At 60.6% G+C, this 18857-nt stretch carries 18 protein-coding genes; 5 read left to right on the top strand and 13 right to left on the bottom strand.

All coding sequences use genetic code 11. The features are described 5' to 3' along the window. Nucleotides 1–4 precede the first annotated feature (4 nt). The 3 genes from A7J50_RS22150 to A7J50_RS22160 form a co-directional block, all read right to left on the bottom strand. Entirely contained in the window at nt 5–814 is an 810-nt protein-coding gene (locus A7J50_RS22150) for a substrate-binding periplasmic protein (protein ID WP_064453730.1), read from the bottom strand. Nucleotides 815–896: 82 nt separating this feature from the next. Next, nucleotides 897–1826: an electron transfer flavoprotein subunit alpha/FixB family protein gene (locus A7J50_RS22155; protein ID WP_064453731.1), complete on the bottom strand. Its 930-nt coding sequence runs from the start codon at nt 1824–1826 to the stop codon at nt 897–899. A 2-nt stretch (nt 1827–1828) separates the two neighbouring features. Continuing rightward, entirely contained in the window at nt 1829–2578 is a 750-nt protein-coding gene (locus A7J50_RS22160; RefSeq protein WP_017138339.1) for an electron transfer flavoprotein subunit beta/FixA family protein, read from the bottom strand. 532 nt (nt 2579–3110) lie between these two features. Between A7J50_RS22160 and A7J50_RS22165 the strand changes: the two genes are divergently transcribed. Then, nucleotides 3111–4775, top strand: a complete 1665-nt coding sequence (locus A7J50_RS22165; RefSeq protein ID WP_064453732.1) for an electron transfer flavoprotein-ubiquinone oxidoreductase — start codon at nt 3111–3113, stop codon at nt 4773–4775. A gap of 191 nt (nt 4776–4966) precedes the next feature. On the opposite strand, the gene A7J50_RS22170 is transcribed toward A7J50_RS22165, so the two are convergent. Next, complete coding sequence (locus tag A7J50_RS22170; protein ID WP_064453733.1) at nt 4967–5857, bottom strand: AraC family transcriptional regulator; 891 nt, start codon at nt 5855–5857, stop codon at nt 4967–4969. A gap of 228 nt (nt 5858–6085) precedes the next feature. Between A7J50_RS22170 and A7J50_RS22175 the strand changes: the two genes are divergently transcribed. Beyond that, on the top strand, nt 6086–7138 hold the full coding sequence (locus A7J50_RS22175; RefSeq protein ID WP_064453734.1) for an NAD(P)-dependent alcohol dehydrogenase: 1053 nt from the start codon (nt 6086–6088) through the stop codon (nt 7136–7138). On the opposite strand, the gene A7J50_RS22180 is transcribed toward A7J50_RS22175, so the two are convergent. From A7J50_RS22180 to A7J50_RS22205, 6 genes are all read right to left on the bottom strand, one after another. Further along, nucleotides 7139–7942: an IclR family transcriptional regulator gene (locus A7J50_RS22180; RefSeq protein ID WP_064453735.1), complete on the bottom strand. Its 804-nt coding sequence runs from the start codon at nt 7940–7942 to the stop codon at nt 7139–7141. Between the two features lie 198 nt (nt 7943–8140). Then, complete coding sequence (gene araH / locus A7J50_RS22185; RefSeq protein ID WP_017138344.1) at nt 8141–9106, bottom strand: L-arabinose ABC transporter permease AraH; 966 nt, start codon at nt 9104–9106, stop codon at nt 8141–8143. A gap of 17 nt (nt 9107–9123) precedes the next feature. Next, nucleotides 9124–10623: an L-arabinose ABC transporter ATP-binding protein AraG gene (gene araG / locus A7J50_RS22190; RefSeq protein ID WP_064453736.1), complete on the bottom strand. Its 1500-nt coding sequence runs from the start codon at nt 10621–10623 to the stop codon at nt 9124–9126. Continuing rightward, nucleotides 10620–11600, bottom strand: coding sequence for a substrate-binding domain-containing protein (locus A7J50_RS22195; RefSeq protein ID WP_064453737.1), 981 nt, complete (start codon nt 11598–11600; stop codon nt 10620–10622). The genes araG and A7J50_RS22195 overlap by 4 nt, the downstream gene beginning before the upstream one ends. Before the next feature lie 19 nt (nt 11601–11619). After that, entirely contained in the window at nt 11620–12441 is an 822-nt protein-coding gene (locus A7J50_RS22200) for an SDR family oxidoreductase (RefSeq protein WP_064453738.1), read from the bottom strand. Nucleotides 12442–12682: 241 nt separating this feature from the next. Then, on the bottom strand, nt 12683–13162 hold the full coding sequence (locus tag A7J50_RS22205) for a GNAT family N-acetyltransferase (RefSeq protein ID WP_064453739.1): 480 nt from the start codon (nt 13160–13162) through the stop codon (nt 12683–12685). A gap of 189 nt (nt 13163–13351) precedes the next feature. Between A7J50_RS22205 and A7J50_RS22210 the strand changes: the two genes are divergently transcribed. From A7J50_RS22210 to A7J50_RS22220, 3 genes are all read left to right on the top strand, one after another. Next, nucleotides 13352–14548, top strand: coding sequence for an MFS transporter (locus tag A7J50_RS22210; RefSeq protein ID WP_064453740.1), 1197 nt, complete (start codon nt 13352–13354; stop codon nt 14546–14548). An 85-nt stretch (nt 14549–14633) separates the two neighbouring features. Next, a complete protein-coding gene (locus tag A7J50_RS22215) occupies nt 14634–14981 on the top strand; it encodes a hypothetical protein (RefSeq protein WP_064453741.1) in 348 nt (115 codons plus the stop codon). 51 nt (nt 14982–15032) lie between these two features. Further along, complete coding sequence (locus A7J50_RS22220; protein WP_064453742.1) at nt 15033–15299, top strand: hypothetical protein; 267 nt, start codon at nt 15033–15035, stop codon at nt 15297–15299. A gap of 278 nt (nt 15300–15577) precedes the next feature. Here the strand turns inward: A7J50_RS22220 and A7J50_RS22225 are convergent, their stop codons facing one another. From A7J50_RS22225 to A7J50_RS22235, 3 genes are read right to left on the bottom strand one after another with little or no spacing between them, the layout of a single operon-like run. Beyond that, a complete protein-coding gene (locus A7J50_RS22225; protein WP_064453743.1) occupies nt 15578–16306 on the bottom strand; it encodes a class I SAM-dependent methyltransferase in 729 nt (242 codons plus the stop codon). 25 nt (nt 16307–16331) lie between these two features. Further along, nucleotides 16332–17249, bottom strand: a complete 918-nt coding sequence (locus A7J50_RS22230; RefSeq protein ID WP_064453744.1) for a PfkB family carbohydrate kinase — start codon at nt 17247–17249, stop codon at nt 16332–16334. Beyond that, on the bottom strand, nt 17242–18708 hold the full coding sequence (locus tag A7J50_RS22235; RefSeq protein ID WP_064453745.1) for a purine-cytosine permease family protein: 1467 nt from the start codon (nt 18706–18708) through the stop codon (nt 17242–17244). Before A7J50_RS22235 ends, A7J50_RS22230 begins: the two co-directional genes overlap by 8 nt. Nucleotides 18709–18857 lie beyond the last annotated feature (149 nt).

The following is an 18857-nucleotide window of genomic DNA, read 5'->3' on the forward strand; positions in this document are numbered from 1 at the left end:
ATCCTTACTTTGCTGGGGTGCCGACGGGTTGCTGCAATTGCGCTTTCCAGCGTTCGAGGTTGCGCTGCAATGCGGCTTGCGCGGCACCGGACGCGGGCAATTCTGTCATCTTTTTGGCCAGCTGTCCGCGCAGCCACGGATCATTGCAGGCGGAGTTGTGGGAAATCGCCAGGTACAGGCCAGGTTGATCGACGGGCACTTCGCGCGCGATCAGGTCGTTGCTCATGCCCAAGGTCTGGGCCATGGCCATCCCGGAATAACGTCCGGCAAGCACATAGTCGACCTCCCCCAGCAGCAGTTTCTGAAAGGCCGGCGTCAAGCTGGGCAGGCGTTGCAGGCTGAGTTCCTGGGCGGCGAAGGTCTCGAAGCCGGCACTCAAGCGCGCGCGTTCGGATACCGCGCCCTTATGGCCGTGAAGGTCGGCGGCCGTGGTGTAGGGCAACGGCGAATCCTTGCGGGTCCAGACCAGGTAATCGATCTGTACCAGCGCCGGGTGGATGTAGTCGAGGGTTTCCAGTTCGCCGAGGTTCAGCGGTGCATCCGCGAGGATGTCCATGCGCCCGCTGCGCACTTCATCCAACGCCAGGGAGCGTTTACCACCGTAGAGCAGGTCGATTTTAAGCCCCAGATCCTTGCCCACTTGTTGCAGCACGTCGGCGGTGGCGCCGATCAGGTGCGTCGGGTCTTGGGGGTCGCGCCACAGCAGCGGCGGTGCATCCGGGCTTCCGGTAATCACCAGGCGATCACATTTGCCGGCGGCCAGCGCCAGGCTTGGCAGCAGCAACAGAGCCAGCAATACGGGACGCAAATCCATGGCAATTTCTCCAGGTTGAAAAAGGGCGCGCAAAAAAAAGCCCGGTCACTCGACCGGGCTCTTTATAAGTGAAGCGGCTGGATTAGACCAGCTTCTCCAACTCAGGTACGGCTTCGAACAAGTCCGCAACCAGGCCGTAATCAGCCACCTGGAAGATCGGTGCTTCTTCGTCCTTGTTGATCGCAACGATCACTTTGGAGTCTTTCATACCGGCCAAGTGCTGGATCGCGCCGGAGATACCGACCGCGATGTACAGCTGTGGCGCAACGATTTTGCCGGTCTGGCCGACCTGCATGTCGTTGGGTACGAAACCTGCGTCGACGGCCGCGCGGGAAGCGCCGACCGCAGCGCCCAGCTTGTCGGCCAGGGCGTACAGGTGCTTGAAGTTGTCACCGTTCTGCATGCCGCGACCGCCGGAAACGACGATTTTGGCAGCGGTCAGCTCAGGACGATCCGACTTGGCCAGCTCTTCGCCGACAAAGCTGGAAGTGCCAGCGTCGTGAGCAGCGGAGACGGCTTCAACGGCAGCCGAACCACCTTCAGCGGCAACCGGGTCGAAGCCGGTGGCGCGCACGGTGATCACTTTGATGGCCGCGGTCGATTGCACGGTGGCGATGGCGTTACCAGCGTAGATCGGGCGCTTGAAGGTGTCGGCGCTTTCTACCGAGATGATCTCGGAGATCTGGTCAACGTCCAGCTGCGCAGCAACGCGTGGCAGGATGTTTTTGCCGTTGGAGGTGGCAGCAGCCAGGATGTGGCTGTAACCAGCGCCCAGCTCTGCTACCAGCGGAGCCACGTTTTCCGGCAGTTGGTGAGCGTAGGCGGCGTTGTCGGCCGACAGTACTTTGCTCACACCAGCGATTTTCGCCGCGGCTTCAGCCACGGCGCCAGCGCCTTGGCCTGCTACCAGCACGTGAATGTCGCCACCGATTTTCGCAGCAGCAGCCACTGTGTTCAGGGTGGCCGGGGCCAGCACCTTGTTGTCGTGTTCTGCGATTACCAAGATAGTCATTTTTAGATTACCTTCGCTTCGTTTTTCAGTTTCTCGACCAGTTCAGCCACCGACTTGACCTTGATGCCTGCGCTGCGTGCAGCCGGCGCTTCGACTTTAACGGTCTTGTTGGTGGAGGCGGTGGAAACGCCCAAAGCTTCTGGAGTTACCGACTCAAGCGGCTTCTTCTTGGCTTTCATGATGTTTGGCAGGGACGCGTAGCGCGGCTCGTTCAAACGCAGGTCGGTAGTGACGATAGCCGGCAGTTTCAACGAAACGGTCTGTGCGCCGCCGTCGATTTCACGGGTAACAGCAACGCTGTCGCCGCTCACTTCGACTTTGGAGGCGAAGGTGCCCTGGCCGTAACCGGTCAGCGCAGCCAACATCTGGCCAGTCTGGTTGTTGTCGCTGTCGATGGCCTGCTTGCCGAGGATCACCAGCTGAGGCTGTTCCTTGTCGACAACGGCTTTGAGCAACTTGGCAACGGCCAGGGAGGTCAGGTCTTCAGCGGACTCAACCAGGATGGCGCGGTCGGCGCCCAGTGCCAGGGCAGTACGCAACTGCTCTTGAGCAGTGGTCGGGCCGATGGAAACCACGACGATTTCAGTCGCCACGCCTTTCTCTTTCAGGCGTACGGCTTCTTCCACAGCGATTTCGCAGAAAGGGTTCATCGACATTTTGACGTTAGCGAGGTCGACGCCGGAATTGTCCGCCTTGACGCGAACTTTCACGTTGTAATCGACAACGCGTTTGACAGCTACAAGAACCTTCATGGATTCCTCGTTACTCTCCGGTGAAAAGAAAGTCGCCTAGGCGAACCTGGCGGTTGATGCTCATCGGCACACAAGGGCACCTCCAAAAACCTCGGCGTGTGACACAGCGATGGGGGGTTTGATGACCGTTCGTCAGTGGTGACTGAGAGGTCATTCCTTATCGCGGCGTGTAAACTGCGCGCCATCAATTAAACGCGCGTCACCTGTTTTGCCGTTGCCCTGCTTTTGGACGTGCTCTTGAAACCTGCGGTGTGCCTACGGTTAGCGCAAAACCGACCGTATATTGACCGGAACGCCTATTCTGGTCAATACGCCAAAATAGCCAGTCATAAGCCGCGTTGCTTTGATTTACCTAGCTTCCAAGCAATTCAAACAAACGTTTGTATTGGACGCTGCCAGTGGTGTAGATATAATGCGCCACCTAGAGAGAAAGGTGGGTCATCCCCTGCCCTTTTGCAGCGATGACGGACACGACACCGAACCTCCACCCATTAGAAAAAAAGCCTGTTGAGCCTTGAGTAGGAGATAGCCTGTGGAACGCGAATACATGGAATTCGACGTGGTCATCGTCGGCGCTGGCCCGGCAGGCCTGTCTGCCGCCTGCCGACTGAAGCAGAAGGCCGCCGAAGCCGGTAAAGAAATCAGCGTCTGCGTGGTCGAGAAAGGCTCCGAAGTCGGCGCACATATCCTCTCCGGTGCCGTGTTCGAACCGCGCGCCCTGAACGAACTGTTCCCGGACTGGAAGGAACTCGGCGCCCCGCTCAACACTCCCGTGGTGCGCGATGACATCTATGTACTGCGCAGCGCCGACACCTCCACCAAGGTTCCCGACTTCTTTGTGCCCAAGACCATGCACAACGAGGGCAACTACATCATCTCCCTCGGCAACCTGTGCCGCTGGCTGGCCCAACAGGCCGAGAACCTGGGTGTGGAAGTCTACCCAGGCTTCGCCGCCCAGGAAGCACTGTTCGACGAAAACGGCGTGGTCCGCGGGATCATCACCGGTGACCTCGGCGTCGACCGCGAAGGCAATCCAAAAGAAGGTGTCTACACCCCTGGCATGGAACTGCGCGGCAAGTACACGCTGTTCGCCGAAGGCTGCCGTGGCCACATCGGCAAGCAACTGATCCAACGCTTCAACCTGGACAGCGACGCCGACGCCCAGCACTACGGCATCGGCCTCAAGGAAATCTGGGAAATCGACCCGGCTAAACATCAGCCAGGCCTGGTGGTGCACACCGCCGGCTGGCCGCTGGACATCATGAGCAACGAGAACACCGGTGGCTCGTTCCTCTATCACCTGGAAAACAACCAGGTGGTGGTCGGCCTGATCGTCGACCTGTCCTACAGCAACACCTTCCTGTCGCCGTTCGATGAGTTCCAGCGCCTCAAGCATCACCCGGTTCTGGCTCAATACCTGGAAGGCGGCAAGCGCATCAGCTACGGCGCCCGTGCCCTGGCCAAAGGCGGCATCAACTCGTTGCCGAAGATGGTATTCAAGGGCGGCGCATTGATTGGCTGTGACCTGGGCACCATGAACGTGGCCAAGATCAAAGGCAGCCACACGGCCATGAAGTCCGGCATGCTCGCGGCTGACGCGGTGGCCGAACGTCTGTTTGCCGAATCCGAAGGCGGCGACGAGTTGACCAACTACGTCGACAGCTTCAAAGCCAGCTGGCTCTACGAAGAACTGTTCGCCAGCCGCAACTTCGGCCCGGCGATGCACAAGTTCGGCCCGATCATCGGCGCCGGCTTCAACTGGTTCGACCAGAACATCCTCGGCGGCAAAATGCCGTTCACCCTGCACGACACCAAGCCGGACTACGCCTGCCTGAAGCTGGCCAAAGACAGCAAGCAGATCACCTACCCAAAACCCGACGGCAAGTTGAGCTTCGACAAGCTGAGCTCGGTGTTCATCTCCGGTACCAACCATGAAGAAGAACAGCCGTGCCACCTGAAGCTCAAAGACCCGAGTATCCCGATCAGCACCAACCTGCCGCTCTACGATGAACCGGCGCAGCGCTACTGCCCGGCCGGCGTGTATGAAGTGATCACCAAGGAAGACGGCGAAAAGCGCTTCCAGATCAACGCCCAGAACTGCGTGCACTGCAAGACCTGTGACATCAAGGACCCTTCGCAGAACATTACCTGGGTAACACCGGAAGGCGCGGGTGGGCCGACTTATCCGAATATGTAAGTCGATTGCTTGACCTGAAAGGCTCCCAGACGGGGGCCTTTTTTGTGGCCGGCATAAATCGAATGTGGAACCCGCTTTCTGTGGGAGCCGGGCTTGCCCGCGATGCAGGCGACTCGGTCTGTCAGTAAAACTCAGCGGATGCCATCGCAGGCAAGCCAGCTCCCACATTGACCGAGTTGTATCAACAGAACCTAGGCCGCGCGCTCTTCACCCGGATTACGCAGGAAGTAGCGCTTATATTCGCGACTGAACTGCGACGTACTCTGATACCCCACGCTGTGCGCCGCCTGCGCCACGCCCATGCCTTCTACCAATAACAATTGCTGAGCCTTGAGCAAGCGCAAACGCTTCAGGTACTGCACCGGCGACAACAGCGTGCAGCGTTTGAAATGCTCATGAAACGTCGACGCACTCATGTGCGCATAACCTGCCAGGGTCTCGATATTCAACGGCTCGGCGTAATGGGCATGCAGGTGATTCAACGACGTGGCGATTCGCGAAAACTGCCCCTGCTGCTCCACCAAGGCGCGCAACACATCCGCCTGCGGCCCGCGCAGCGCCGTGAACAACAACTCACGCACCCGTGCCGGGCCCATGATCCGGCTCTCCAGCGGATCGTGCAGGCAGTGCAACAGCCGCTCGACGCACCCGCGCATCGCATCATCGAGCACCACCGAGCTCATCGACTCCAGGGTCTGCGCCGTCGGCGGCGGCCCCGCCTGAATGCCCATGGCCATGACCAACTCGCCCAGCACCACGCGGTCAATGCCAACCGTGACGCCATACAGCGGCGCATTCGGCAGGGCAAAGGTCTCGCATTCGAAGGGCACCGGCATCGCCTGGATAAGGTAGTGTCCCGCGCCATACTCCAGCGTACGCGGGCCCAGATAGGCGACTTTGCTGCCCTGGGCGACGATCATCAGGCTCGGCTCATAAATCTGTGGCCCGCGCGCCACGTCGCAACTGGCGCGCAATACCTGCACGCCCGGCAGGTTCGTCGGGGAAAAACCGTCGCGGGGCGTAAGCCCTTTTATCAAGGCCACCAGCGTGGCGTTGGCGTCGAGATGGCGGGTCAATAACATAAAAGCAGTTCTCGGGAGTTTTCAGATCTGAGCGTCTGCAAGCTTCAAGCCTCAAGCCTCAAGCAGCAAGAGAGCGTGCAGTTTATAGCGTGCGGCTTAAGGCTTGACGCTTTTAGCTGCTCCTCCGGAGCTTTAGGCATGAGGTTCGGAGCAATCGCCATGGCCGCAGCCAGGCCGGGCGCGGAGAATGCGCCGCCTCCTTAGTCATTCCTTTTGCGAGGTTTCTTCATGTACACCGCCATCGGTTATGCCGCCCAGTCGGCTACCACTCCCCTCGCCCCCATGTCCTTCGAACGTCGCAGCCCGCGCGCCGATGACGTGGCCATCGAGATCCTCTACTGCGGCGTCTGCCACTCCGACATCCACCAGGCTCGCAACGAATGGGGCATTGCCGTGTACCCGCTGATGCCGGGCCACGAGATCGTCGGCAAAGTCACCGCCGTTGGCGCCAGCGTGACCGCGCATAAAGTCGGCGACCTGGTTGGCGTCGGCTGCATGGTCGACTCGTGCCGCCACTGCGACGCCTGCCATGCGGACCTGGAGCAATATTGCCTCGAAGGCCCGACCATGACTTACGCCACCCCGGACCGGGTCGATGGCAGCAATACCATGGGCGGCTACTCCGACAGCATCGTCGTCAGCGAACACTTCGTGGTGAAGATCCCGGCCAAGCTCGACCTGGCCAGCGCCGCGCCGATTCTCTGCGCCGGCATCACCACTTACTCGCCGCTCAAGCACTACGGCGTGAAGGCTGGCGACAAAGTTGGCATTCTGGGTATGGGCGGCCTGGGCCACATGGGCATCAAGTTCGCCAAGGCGATGGGCGCGGAAGTGACGCTGTTCACCCGCTCCGCAAGCAAGGCCGAGGAAGGCCGTCGCCAGGGCGCCGACCACGTAATCGTGTCCACCGACGCCGAGCAGATGAAAGCCGCTGCCGGGCACTTCGACTTCCTGCTGGACACCATTCCGGTACAACACGACTTGAACCCCTACCTCGACGTACTTCGCTTTGACGGCGTGCATATCCTGGTTGGTTTGATCGAGCCGGTGGACCCGCCTGTGAATGCGGCCAAGCTGGTGTTGGGTCGTAAAGTGCTGGCCGGCTCCTTGATCGGCGGCATTGCCGAAACCCAGGAAGTCCTGGATTTCTGCGCCGAGCACAACATCACGTGTGATATCGAAATGCTCGACATCCGCCAGATCAACGAAGCCTACACCCGCATGATCGCCGGTGATGTGAAGTACCGCTTTGTCATCGACATGGCGACCCTGAAGGCCTGATCAGGCCTTTGCGCCCAACTCCGCTGACAGCCGGGCTGCGACCTGTTTGATCACAGGAATCAGCTCGGCCATTTTTTCCAGCGGCATGTAGGGCACGGTACTGGCGATGCTGATGCCGGCGACGATTCGCCGGCTGGCATCGCGCACTGGTGCCGCCACACAGCGGATCGACGGTTCGTTGTCTTCCAGATCGAACGCATAACCCCCCACCACGTATTCGCGCATGCGCTGCTCGAACTGCGCCCAGGATTGCTCCGGGTGCTGCGGCCATTGCAGGCTTTTCCCGCCGGCAGGCAAGCTGACTTCGTACAGACGCTGCCACTCCTCGACCGAATCATCCAGCAGCAACGCCTTGCCGATACCGGTGCGCGCCAACGGCATGCGATGGCCGACCCGCGAGCGCATTTCCGGGCCGTTGCGGCCGGGATTCTTGTGCAGGTAGAGCACGTCGTCGTATTCGCGAATGGCCAGGTGGATGGTGTCGCCGGTCAGCGCCGACAGCTCGTCCAGATAAGGCACGGCCAGGCTCACCAGAGGCAGTTCTTCACGGGCCTGGAAGCCCAATTCGATCAACTTCGGCCCCAGCAGGTAACCGACTTGCGGCACCACGCGCAGGTAACGCTCTTCCACCAGGCAACTGGCCAGGCGGTGGGTGGTGCTGCGGGTGGTGCCGATGCGCCTGGCGATCTCTTTCAGATCCCGCGCACCGGCCGCCACCGCTTGCACCACGCCCAGGCCACGCAGCAGGGTCTGGGTGCCGGTGGGCGCGGCGTCTTTGACGGGGGTGTGGGCGTTTTCCTGCATATCGGGCCTATTGGGAAGTACGAAAACGGCGCCATTATGGCAAATGCCGCCCTCCTGAACAGAGGAGATCCACTGTGGGAGCTGGCTTGCCTGCGATGAGGGCGTGTCAGCCAGCAAATTGGCAGGCTGAAACATTGCTATCGCAGGCAAGCCAGCTCCCACACTAGATCGCGGGTGTTCTTGAGACAGTGCGTTTTTTCAGCGTTGCTTCATGCGGTCGATAATCACCGCCAGCAACAGGATCGAACCACGGATCACGTACTGGTAAAAGGTGTCGATGTTCTTCAGGTTCATCGCGTTTTCAATGATCGCCAAAATCAGCACGCCGGCAATCACATGGCGGATCATGCCGATGCCGCCGCTCAGCGACACACCGCCCAGCACACAGGCGGAAATCACCGTCAGCTCAAAACCCTGGCCGATCATCGGCTGGCCCGACGTCATGCGCGACGCGAGGATTACCCCGGCCAAAGCGCCGATCAAGCCGTGCACGGCAAAGATAATGATCTTGGTGCGATCAACGTTCACCCCGGCCAGCAACGCCGCTTCCTGGTTACCGCCGATGGCCATGGTGTTGCGCCCGTAGGTGGTGTAGTTGAGCAGCCAGCCGAAAAACACAAAGCACAGCACGGTGATGATGATCGGCACCGGCACGCCCATCAGTTGGCCGTTACCGAACACGAAGAACCGCTCATCCATCACGCCGACAGCCTTGCCGTTGGAGAAGATGTAGGCCAGGCCCCGCACGATCTGCATGGTTGCCAATGTGGCAATCAACGCATTGATGCGCAGCTTGGCGATCACAATCCCGTTGATCAGCCCCACCACCAGGCCCATGGCCAATGCCGCCGACACGCCGAGCACCACGCTGTCAGTGTCACGGATCACAATCCCCGCCACCACCCCGGCGCAGGCAATCACCGAGCCCACCGACAAGTCGAAGTGCCCGGACGCCAGGCAGAACAACATGGTGCACGCGGCAATACCGACCGTAGAAATCGCCAGGCCCAGGCCACGCATGTTCAGTGGCGAAAGGAAGTTGTCGATAAACAGCGCACTGAGCACAAAGATGCTCAACGCGGCGAGCAGCATCACCCAATCATCCAGAAACTTGCGCTGGTTGAAACCCGGCCAGAAGCCTTTTGCAGTTTTTACCTGGGACATCATTCACCTCGAATTCTTCAAGCCCGCGTACGCGGAAGTGCCAGTTGCAATAGCTGTGCTTCGTCCGCGTGTTCGCGGTTCAACTCGCCGGTCAGCACGCCTTCGCTCATCACCAGGATGCGGTCAGAGATGCCCATCACTTCCATCAGGTCGCTGGACACCACGATCACCGCGATGCCGCTGGCCGCCAGGTTGTGGATGATCTGGTAGATCTCCGACTTGGCGCCGATGTCGATGCCACGGGTCGGCTCGTCGAGCAGCAACACCTTCATCGGCATCGACAGCCAGCGACCAAGGATGGCCTTCTGCTGATTACCGCCGGACAGGTACATGATTTTCTGTTGCGCGTTCGGCGTTTTGACTTTCATCGCCTTGATTTGCTGGTCGGCGTTGCCTTTCTCCCAGCCCTCACGCAACAGCCAGCCAAACGTGGAATGGGCACCCCGTGCGCTGATATTGATGTTCTCGGCCACACTGGACAGCGGAATGATGCCCTCCTTCTTGCGGTCTTCCGGACACAGCAGCACACCACCGGCGATAGCGTCACGCGGCGAGCGCAAGTGCAGCGGTTGCCCACACAGTTCGAGTTGCCCGGCCGTGCTGCGCACCAGCCCGCTGAGCAGGCGCAGCAGTTCGGTGCGCCCTGCCCCGACCAGCCCGAACAGCCCGAGGATCTCGCCCTTGTGCACCTGCAAGCTGACCGCTTCACGCAGGCCCGGGCCAAGCAAACCCTCGACCTTGAGCGCCACTTCACCGCGTTCGCGCGGGCGGTAATCGTAGATATCCTGGATGTCGCGCCCGACCATGCACGTCACCAATTGGTCGTGGGTGAGCGTGGCCATGTCGTCAAAGGTGCGCACGAAGCGGCCGTCCTTGAACACCGTCACCGCATCGCAAATACGGAACACTTCTTCCATGCGATGCGACACATACAGCACCACTTTGCCCTCATCGCGCAGGCGCGTGATGATTGCCATCAGCCGGTCGATTTCCCGCGCCGACAAGCTGCTGGTGGGCTCGTCGAAGGCAATCACATGGGCGCCACGGGACAACGCCTTGGCGATTTCCACCAGTTGGCGCTGGCCCAGGGACAGCCGCCCGAGCTTTTCCTGCGGGTCGATTTCATCGGCCAGGCCTTTGAGGCATGCCAACGCCTGCTTGCGCAGCAGGCCGCCGTTGACCACCCCGAAACGCGACGGCAGATGCCCGAGAAACAGGTTCTCCGCCACGGTCATTTCCGGCACCAGGTGCAGCTCCTGATGGATCACCGCAACGCCACTGGCAATGCTGTCGGCGGCGGATTTGAAGTCCATCGTCTGCTCGCCGATCTGCACGGTGCCGCTGCTCGGAATGTAGGCGCCGCCGAGGATCTTCAACAGCGTGGACTTGCCCGCGCCGTTCTCGCCCATCAGCGCGTGCACCGAGTGCGGCCGCGCTTCAAAGCTGATCTGCGCCAGGGCTTTGACCCCGGGAAATTCCTTGCCGATGCCGTTGAAGCGCAGGGCCGCGCCGGTCATTTCCACAGACCGATTTTGCTCAACTCTTCCTTGAAGTTGGCGCGCGTGATCAGAGTTACGTTATCCAGGGCGGTGAACTTGGCAGGCTCGGTGCCTTTGGTGACCCACGCGAACATCGCGCTGGCGGTTTTGTAGCCCGACGCGTCAGGGCTGAGCAGCATTGAGCCGTAGAAACCGGTGTCGGATTTTTTCAGTTCTTCAATCGCATCGGTGCCGTTGATGCCGACCCCGATCACGTTGGCAGCCTTGAACCCGGCGCTTTCAGTGGCGCGCACGCCGCCCAGCACGGTGCTGTCGTTCATGCCGCCGATGAGCAGGTTTTTCGCGCCGCTGGGCAGTTTCACCAGGGCCGAGTTGGTGGCGTCCATGCTGCCCGGCACGTCGAGGGTTTTCTGTGCGCTGAACAGGATGTGGTCGGCCGGCAAGCCGGCGGCCTTGAGGCCTTCTACCGAACCGTCGGTGCGTTTCTTGCCGGTTTCCAACTCGTCAAAGGTGTTGATGACGGCGTAGGTGTCCTTCCAGTCCCAGTTGCGATGCTTGGCTTCGGTGGCCATGGCTTCGCCTTGTTTCTGGCCGATTTTGTAGGCGTCCAGGCCGACGTAGGGCACGTCTTCCATGGGCTTGCCTTTGGCGTCGACGAAACGGTCGTCCACCGCCAGCACTTTCAAACCGTTGAGCTTGGCCTTGGCCATGATCGCAGGGCCCAGGGACACGTCCGGCGGGCAGATCACAAAGCCCTTGGCGCCGTTGGCAGCGAGGGTGTCGATAGCGGAAAGGGTTTTCTCGCCGTCGGGCACGGCGATCTTGATCACGGTGAAGCCCTGGTCCTTGCCGGCTTTTTCGGCGAAGGCCCATTCGGTCTGGAACCAGGGTTCTTCGGCTTGCTTGACCAGAAAGCCGATCTTCACCTCTTCGGCGGATGCAAAGCCGCTGAAGGCGATCGCAAGTGCCAGGGTGCCGAGTGTCTTCTTAAACATGAACCACCTCTTGTTGGATTTAGTCGTGGTACATCACAGAACGCCCGCCATCGATCATCAGGCAGGTTGCATTGATAAAAGGCGCCTCGTCAGTCGCCAGGAACAGTGCCGTCATCGCCACTTCTACCGGCTGGCCGATACGCTTGGGCGGGTGCAAATCGAAGGCGCGCTGACGCTCGGCGTGAGGGTCAGGAAAACCGTTCCAGTAATCGACATTGAGCTGAGTTTCGATATACCCCGGGGCGATGGCATTCACGCGGATGCCCTTGGGCGCGTATTCGATGCCCAGGGCGCGAGTGAGCCCGAGCAGGCCGTGCTTGGCGACGGGATAGGGAAAGCAGCCGGGGATGATGTGGCTGGAGTGGGTGGAGGCGATGTTGATGATGTTGCCGATGCCCTGTTCGATCATCAATGGCAACACCGTGCGGCAGCCGAACCAGGCGCCGTCGAGGTCGATGGCGAAACAGCGGCGCCAGTCTTCGTCGGTCATCTGCAGTGGGTCACGGAACACGTTGACGCCTGCGCAATTGACCAGCACATCCACGCGACCAAAGCGCTCAATGGCCAGGTTGACCAGCGACTGCCATTGCTCTTTGGAGGTGATGTCGACGGCTTGCGCGACGATTTGCGCCCCGCGCTCGCGCCAATGCGCGGCGACTTTTTCGACCTTTTCGCCCTGGATATCCGCGATCACCAGGCGTGCCTGCTGGGCCTGGAAACAGGCGACGATCGCCTCGCCAATGCCTTGGGCGGCACCGGTGATGATCACCACTTTGTTCTTCAACCGCTCGCCATAGGTAGGCTCGGGGACGGCGGGTAACGACAACGGTTGGGGCTGCATCGCTTCACCTGTTTTATTTTTGGTAGTGAGTGCTGATGCAGCCGACTATAAACCCATCATTTGAAATATCTCAATATATAAATTTGCATCCCATATATTGGAATAAAATCAAAAAATAATGTGGGAGCGGGCTTGCCCGCGAATGCAGTGGGTCAGTCAATAAATCATTGGCTGAACCACCGCATTCGCGAGCAAGCCCGCTCCCACATTTTTGATCTTGGGTGCTTTAGGAGAAGTGTTTTCAGCCGGTGGCGAAATCGCGCAGCGCGTCACCTTCCATGCGGTAGCGCACCCACTCCTCCTGCGGCTGGGCGCCGATGGATTTGTAGAAGGCAATCGCCGGCTCGTTCCAGTCCAGCACGCTCCACTCAAAACGCCCGCAGCCGTTGTCGCAGGCGATCCGGGCCAGGTGGCGCAACAGTTTCTTGCCCGCACCGCCGCCGCGTTGCTCGGGGTTGATATACAGGTCTTCGAGGTACAGGCAGTTGCTGCCCAACCACGTAGAATAACTGAAAAAGAACACCGCAAAGCCAATCGGCAAGCCGTCCCGCGAACAGATCAAGCCATGGGCGGTGGCACCCTCGCTGAACAGGCTGCGCTCGATATCCACCACACTGGCGATCACTTCATGCCGGGCCTTTTCGTACTCGGCAAGCTCGGTGATGAACGTCAGGATCTGCGCAGCATCGCTGGGTACGGCGGGGCGAATCTCGATGGTCATGGGCGAGCCTTGGGCAAATTCAAAGCCCACATATTAAGGCGGTTTGATGACGGATTGCAGTGCAATTTCGCGGTGACTGGGGTGCTTTACTCCGTCGCGCGGTAACCCGAGCACCACCAACCACAGAACAATCCGCCGGGTCGTGCATGGTAAACAGAGCGTATAAATCCAACGATTCGAGACTTGTTCATGCACACCACGCCTGCGGTGGGCGCGAAGACATTCGCGCTGTTCTGCCTTGCCAGCTTCTTGTTGTCGCTGTCCTACGGCTCGACGTTTCTGCTGTCGCTATTGATTCATTCGCGCGGGGGGAACGAGCATGATGCCGGCAGCGTGATTTCCATGGCGATGCTCAGCACGTTCGTGGCGGTGGTTTTTTGCGGGCATTTGGCCGATGCCGTGGGCGCTGCACGGGCTATTGCGGGGATGGGCGTGTTGCTGGTGGTGGCCTGCCTGGGGTTTGCGCTGACGCCGGGTTTTGGTCAAGGCCTGATGCTGTTCGGGCTGTCCTTGGGGTTGGGCTGGGGCGTGTTCTACACCTTGGGTCCGATCATCGTGACACTGCTGGTGGAGTCCCATCAGCGGGCCAAATACTTTGCGCTGCTGTCGGGCAGCATGTTGAGCGGGATCGGCGCCGGCCCTTTGCTCGGGCGAGCCGCCAGTGCATTGGACCTGCCGCTTACAACGGCCTTCTATATTGCGGGGTTGGCCAGCCTCGCCGGCGTTGTGATGTTCTGGCGCATGGGCGCACGCCTCAAACATCACGCGAATGCGCCCACCTCGAAAATTTCCTGGGCTTCCAGCCGCCGAGTGCTGTCATCCAAAGCGGCATTTGCGATCCTGATGGTCGGCCTGGGTGGCTGTGTATTTGGCGGGCTGTCCTCGTTCCAGACCAGCTATGCAGCGGCCCATGGGTTGGACTATTCGCTGTTCTTCGCGGGCTTCCTGAGTGCCGCCATCACCAGCCGCCTGTTGATCGCCGGCCACGTGGTCAAGCGTGACGCCTACCGGGCCGCCTGCGTGTTATCCGGGATCATGCTCGGGTCGATCGCGCTGTTTGCTTTTGGCGTCAGCGGTAACTTCAGCTACCTGCTGGCGGCTGCCATGTTGGGGGTTGGATATGGCCTCACGTATTCGGTGATTAATGGACTGGTGGCCAGCGAGGCGCCGTCCGGCACTACGTCCCAGGCACTGCTGCTGTTCAGCCTGGCGTACTTTATCGGCGTGTTCGGGTTTCCCTGGCTGGCCGGCAAGCTCATCGTCGACTACGGCCTGCCGACGCTGCTGGCGAGTGTGCTGGGCGTGGCCGTGCTCAACTGGCTGATTACGGTGGCGCGGTTGATCTGGCGCCAGCGCTCGGCACACAAAATCTTACAGGTAACTTGATACCGTTCGTCGCCATCAAGGCACGAACCAGAAACGGGCGCGGACCAATAAAGGGTAAGGACATTAATCATATGGAGACACCCCCATGAAGAATTCCAAGTTTGCCGCCCTCGCCCTCACCGGCCTGCTGTCTGCCGCCTCGCTGAGCGCCTTCGCCGCGACCTCGTCGACCGGCAAGACTGACCCCGTCGGCAGCCCGCCAAGCCCTGCCACCCAGGAATCCCAGGATTCGATGGGTACCGGCCTCGACACCAATGGTGGCGCGATTATCGACAACGGCGCTGACCCACGCACCAAAGGCGCCGACACCCAGCGTCAGGCACCGGCTGCGGTGGGCAACGGCAAAATGGGCCCGGGTATCAGCAACGAGCCGAAGGTCAATAAAGGCGATGACAACAACATCCCTGGCGCACCGAAACAACCCGCGCCTTGATGCAGCGATAGCACGACTTACACCCGATCATTTCCCAGTGAAGAGGTACACATGAACGTCGATAGAAACCTTGAAAAAGAAGTCCTCACCCGCCTGTTGCACGCCCACCCGAACGGTTTGGGCAAGGAGGTGCTGGATAACTACCGCGGCGAGAAGGAGGTTGCCAGTGTCTTGGCATTCCTGCAGGACCGTGGGCTTATCAAGGATGGGCATGTGACCACCGACGACGCCGGTGAATATTCGTTGAACCTGCCGATCAAGTTGACCGCGTCCGGCGTGGACGAGGCGCGCAAGTTGGAAGGTGAAAGCCGTCACTGATCCATTTTGTCTGGCCTGGCCCTGGCAGCAGGGCCAGTGGGACTAGTGAAATGCCTCTTGGAAGCAAAGCCAAATATACCGCCGCAAAGAAGCGCAAGGCCGCGCGTATCTAGGCCTTGAGAAAGACGGGTTAGACCAGGCTCAGATCAGGCACTCGACACCCATGTGCTAGCGGGCGTGTTCGCGAATGCGGTGGGTCAGTCAGCTGAGATGTCGACTGACACTCGGCATTCGCGAGCAAGCCCGCTCCCACAGGTTGATCCGATTTGCCAGTGAGATCAGCGGTGGGCCGACACCAGCAGCATCATAGGGCGCTCTTGCTCTTCGGCCAGTTCTGGCCGCGCAATCAGGTCCGCCTCGCTTGGGCCCCACTCCTCGATATGACTCAACGCAAACCCCGCCTGAATCAACAGATTGAGCAACGTGCCCAACGTACGGTGCTGTTTGATCACCCCATCGGCCAGCCAGTTGGTGACCCGTGGCCCTTCGATTTGATAGCCATCCAACGGCCAACTTTTTCGGCCTTGATCATCGACCAGCCATCCTGGATTGCGCGGCGACATGAAAATAGGGTGTTCAATGGAAAACACCAGTCGCCCGCCGGGCACCAGCGCCTGGTGGATACGCTCGAACAGGCCCTTGAGGTCGACGATGTAATGGAACGCCAGGGAGCTGTAGGCCAGATCGAATGAGGCCGCCGGCAGGTCAAGCTGCTCCAGGTCGACAACTGCATAGGTGATAGCGGGCGCCGAGGTCATCTCTTTGGCCCGCGCCAGCATCTTGTGTGACACGTCCAAACCGAGTACATGCGCAGCGCCCTGCTCCTGGGCCCAGCGACTGAACCACCCGTAGCCGCAGCCCAGGTCCACCACGTTCAAGCCAGGCATCGCCGGCAACTGTGCCTGCAACGCAGGCCACTCGGGCGCACCGGCCAGGCCTTCAACCGAGCGGCCCATCTTGCTGTAGCCCTCGAAGAAGGCAGGCGTGTCGTAGATATTCTGAGTCATTGCGTTGCTCCGTGCTGAGTACGCCCTATTCTGCCAACAACGCATCCACTTCGTCAGCCCCGGGCGAAGTCGCCGGGCCCCAGCGCGTGACCGCCAACGCTGCCGCCGCATTGGCCCTGCGTGCCGCTGCAGCGGGCGCCAAGCCCTTGGCCAACCCGGCCAGAAACACACCGGCATGGGCATCGCCCGCGCCGTTGCTGTCCACCGCTTGCACCTTGAACCCCGGCACATGCTCAGCCTTGCCTTGCTGGCTCACCCAGCAACCATTGGGCCCATCGCGCACCACCAGCAATGCTTCGGCAGGCAGGTGGCGATTGAGCGCCAGCAGCGCATCGGCCAGCGTGCCCGCGCCGGTAAACGCAAGCGCTTCCGGGCCGTTGCTGGTCCAGATATCGATACGCGGCAGCAAGGCAATCATCAACGCCGAATCCGGCGCCTTGACCAACGGCCCCGGGTCGAACACCACCGTGATTTCACGCGGCAGCGCCAACAGCCAATCGAGCAAGGCCCGGGCCTTGCCTTCGAGCAACAGGCTGTAGCCGCTGACGTACACATAGTCGTCCGCGCGCGGTAATACGCCCGCCAAATCCTCAGCCCTCAAGTCACCTTCAGCGCCGATGTGGGAAATGAAGGTGCGCTCAGTGGTGGCCTCGGTCAGCGACACGCACAAACCCGTGTCCTTATCGTCGCTGGCATCCTGGGCTATCTCCACACCTTCGGCCTGCATGGCAGCGCGGGCCAGGTCGCCGAAGCGCCCTGCTCCATGGCGCCCCAGGTAGACCACCGGCAAACCATTGCGCCGGGCCGCCGCCATCACGTTGAAGCCACCGCCGGCTTCGAAACTGGCGGATTGCGCCAGTACGTCGCCACCGGTTGCGGGCAAGGTATCGAGGGCCATGACCAGGTCGACGATGACCTGGCCGGTGTGCAGCAATCTAGACATTGGGGCTCTCTACTAACGCTGAACGACGGTCAGCCGCGCCGCCCAGTACGGCATAAATCCCGCCGGCCACCAGGAAGGTGACAATCCAGCCCAGGCCATTGTGGCCCAGCCAGGAGTCGGACAACGGCCCGGCGAACCAGATGTTTTCGGCGGTGGTGCCGATGGTGGTGAAGCTGAAACCCAACACGATCGCCACAGCCCAGGCGCCGAATGCACGCCACTCCACACCACCGCGGTACCAATAGGCACTGCTTGGGCTCACGTCCAGCAGGTCTTTGGCGCTGTAGTAGTGACGGTGAATCAGGTCGACCACGAAGATCCCGACCCACGCAGTGATCGGCACCGCCAGCAGCGAGATGAAGGTAATAAACGGGCCGTAGAAGCTGTCGGCGATCAGCATGAAGTAAATCGAACCGGCGAAGATCGCCACAATATCAACGATGACCGCGTGTACGCGCTTGACCTTCAAGCCGAGGGTCAAGGTAGTCAGGCCCGCCGAATACACCGAAAGGTTGTTGGAGAGCAGCAGCCCACCAAACGCGGTGATCAGGTACGGCACGGCCATCCAGGTAGGGAGCATGTCGCGGATCGCGATGATCGGGTCAGTGGCCGAGGCCAGGTCGTTGTTGCCGACCGACAACAGGCCGCCGAGGGTGATCAGCAGCACCAACGGAATTCCCGCACCAAATGCGGCAGACGCCACCAGGCGCGCAGCTTTGACGCTGCGGTGCTGGTAGCGCGACATGTCGGCACCGGCGTTGGCCCAACCAATACCGGTGCCGGCGGCCATGGTGCCGACGCCAATGATCATCGCGCTCAGCGGTGCCGGGGTGGCGTTGAACACCGCACTCCAGTCGATGGTTGCGCAGAGGAAGCCGCCCACCAGAATATTCAAACCGCCGAATACGTAAGTCGCCCACTTCTGAATCACCAGCAGCGTGGCGTGACCCAGGCCGGACACGGACAAGGTCAGCAGCACGAAAATGGCGATGAATATCAGTGTCAGAACCGGTGCACTTTTCGCCTCGACCGGCGAATGAAACAGGATCGAACACAGTGACAGCAACACGAAGGCAGCGGTGGTGGTGTTGACGGTTTCCCAGCCCAGGCGCGACATCAGCGACACAATGGTCGGGCCGATATTGCCACGCACGCCGAAGATCGCGCGCGACAGGGTCAAGCTCGGTGCACGACCACGCCGGCCGGCAATGGAGATGATGCCCACCACCGCGAAAGAGCCGGCGGCGCCGAGAATAGCGACGATGATTGCCTGCCAGATTGCCAGGCCACGAAACGCCACCAGAGTAGCCCCGAGCGGCAAGCCGAGGATGCTGATGTTAGCGGCGAACCACACCCAGAACAGTTGCAGCGGATGGCCGTTGCACTCGCTTTCCGGGACCGGTTCGATACCACGTGTTTCCAATTGCCCGGCGCTTTGGCCGGAAGAAGGGGTGCTCATGAGGGGTGCTCCTGGTGCCTGTATTGTTGTGGTTGTGGCAGATACTCAAAGCTTTAACCGGTCGTCCTGACTCACCTACGATTTAATGTGGGAGCTGGCTTGCCTGCGATAGCGGCCTTCCAGTTGGTGCATCAGTGACTGACAGGTCG

Origin of the sequence: Pseudomonas antarctica, from assembly GCF_001647715.1 — a bacterium.
Lineage (GTDB): Bacteria > Pseudomonadota > Gammaproteobacteria > Pseudomonadales > Pseudomonadaceae > Aquipseudomonas > Aquipseudomonas antarctica_A.

What these genes read in the sequence shown, in the direction of transcription:
- A7J50_RS22150 (WP_064453730.1), bottom strand. Translation starts at nt 814, where the DNA reads ATGGATTTGCGTCCCGTATTGCTGGCTCTGTTGCTGCTGCCAAGCCTG.
- A7J50_RS22155 (WP_064453731.1), bottom strand. Translation starts at nt 1,826, where the DNA reads ATGACTATCTTGGTAATCGCAGAACACGACAACAAGGTGCTGGCCCCG.
- A7J50_RS22160 (WP_017138339.1), bottom strand. Translation starts at nt 2,578, where the DNA reads ATGAAGGTTCTTGTAGCTGTCAAACGCGTTGTCGATTACAACGTGAAA.
- A7J50_RS22170 (WP_064453733.1), bottom strand. Translation starts at nt 5,857, where the DNA reads ATGTTATTGACCCGCCATCTCGACGCCAACGCCACGCTGGTGGCCTTG.
- A7J50_RS22175 (WP_064453734.1), top strand. Translation starts at nt 6,086, where the DNA reads ATGTACACCGCCATCGGTTATGCCGCCCAGTCGGCTACCACTCCCCTC.
- A7J50_RS22180 (WP_064453735.1), bottom strand. Translation starts at nt 7,942, where the DNA reads ATGCAGGAAAACGCCCACACCCCCGTCAAAGACGCCGCGCCCACCGGC.
- araH (WP_017138344.1), bottom strand. Translation starts at nt 9,106, where the DNA reads ATGTCCCAGGTAAAAACTGCAAAAGGCTTCTGGCCGGGTTTCAACCAG.
- araG (WP_064453736.1), bottom strand. Translation starts at nt 10,623, where the DNA reads ATGACCGGCGCGGCCCTGCGCTTCAACGGCATCGGCAAGGAATTTCCC.
- A7J50_RS22195 (WP_064453737.1), bottom strand. Translation starts at nt 11,600, where the DNA reads ATGTTTAAGAAGACACTCGGCACCCTGGCACTTGCGATCGCCTTCAGC.
- A7J50_RS22200 (WP_064453738.1), bottom strand. Translation starts at nt 12,441, where the DNA reads ATGCAGCCCCAACCGTTGTCGTTACCCGCCGTCCCCGAGCCTACCTAT.
- A7J50_RS22205 (WP_064453739.1), bottom strand. Translation starts at nt 13,162, where the DNA reads ATGACCATCGAGATTCGCCCCGCCGTACCCAGCGATGCTGCGCAGATC.
- A7J50_RS22210 (WP_064453740.1), top strand. Translation starts at nt 13,352, where the DNA reads ATGCACACCACGCCTGCGGTGGGCGCGAAGACATTCGCGCTGTTCTGC.
- A7J50_RS22215 (WP_064453741.1), top strand. Translation starts at nt 14,634, where the DNA reads ATGAAGAATTCCAAGTTTGCCGCCCTCGCCCTCACCGGCCTGCTGTCT.
- A7J50_RS22220 (WP_064453742.1), top strand. Translation starts at nt 15,033, where the DNA reads ATGAACGTCGATAGAAACCTTGAAAAAGAAGTCCTCACCCGCCTGTTG.
- A7J50_RS22225 (WP_064453743.1), bottom strand. Translation starts at nt 16,306, where the DNA reads ATGACTCAGAATATCTACGACACGCCTGCCTTCTTCGAGGGCTACAGC.
- A7J50_RS22230 (WP_064453744.1), bottom strand. Translation starts at nt 17,249, where the DNA reads ATGTCTAGATTGCTGCACACCGGCCAGGTCATCGTCGACCTGGTCATG.
- A7J50_RS22235 (WP_064453745.1), bottom strand. Translation starts at nt 18,708, where the DNA reads ATGAGCACCCCTTCTTCCGGCCAAAGCGCCGGGCAATTGGAAACACGT.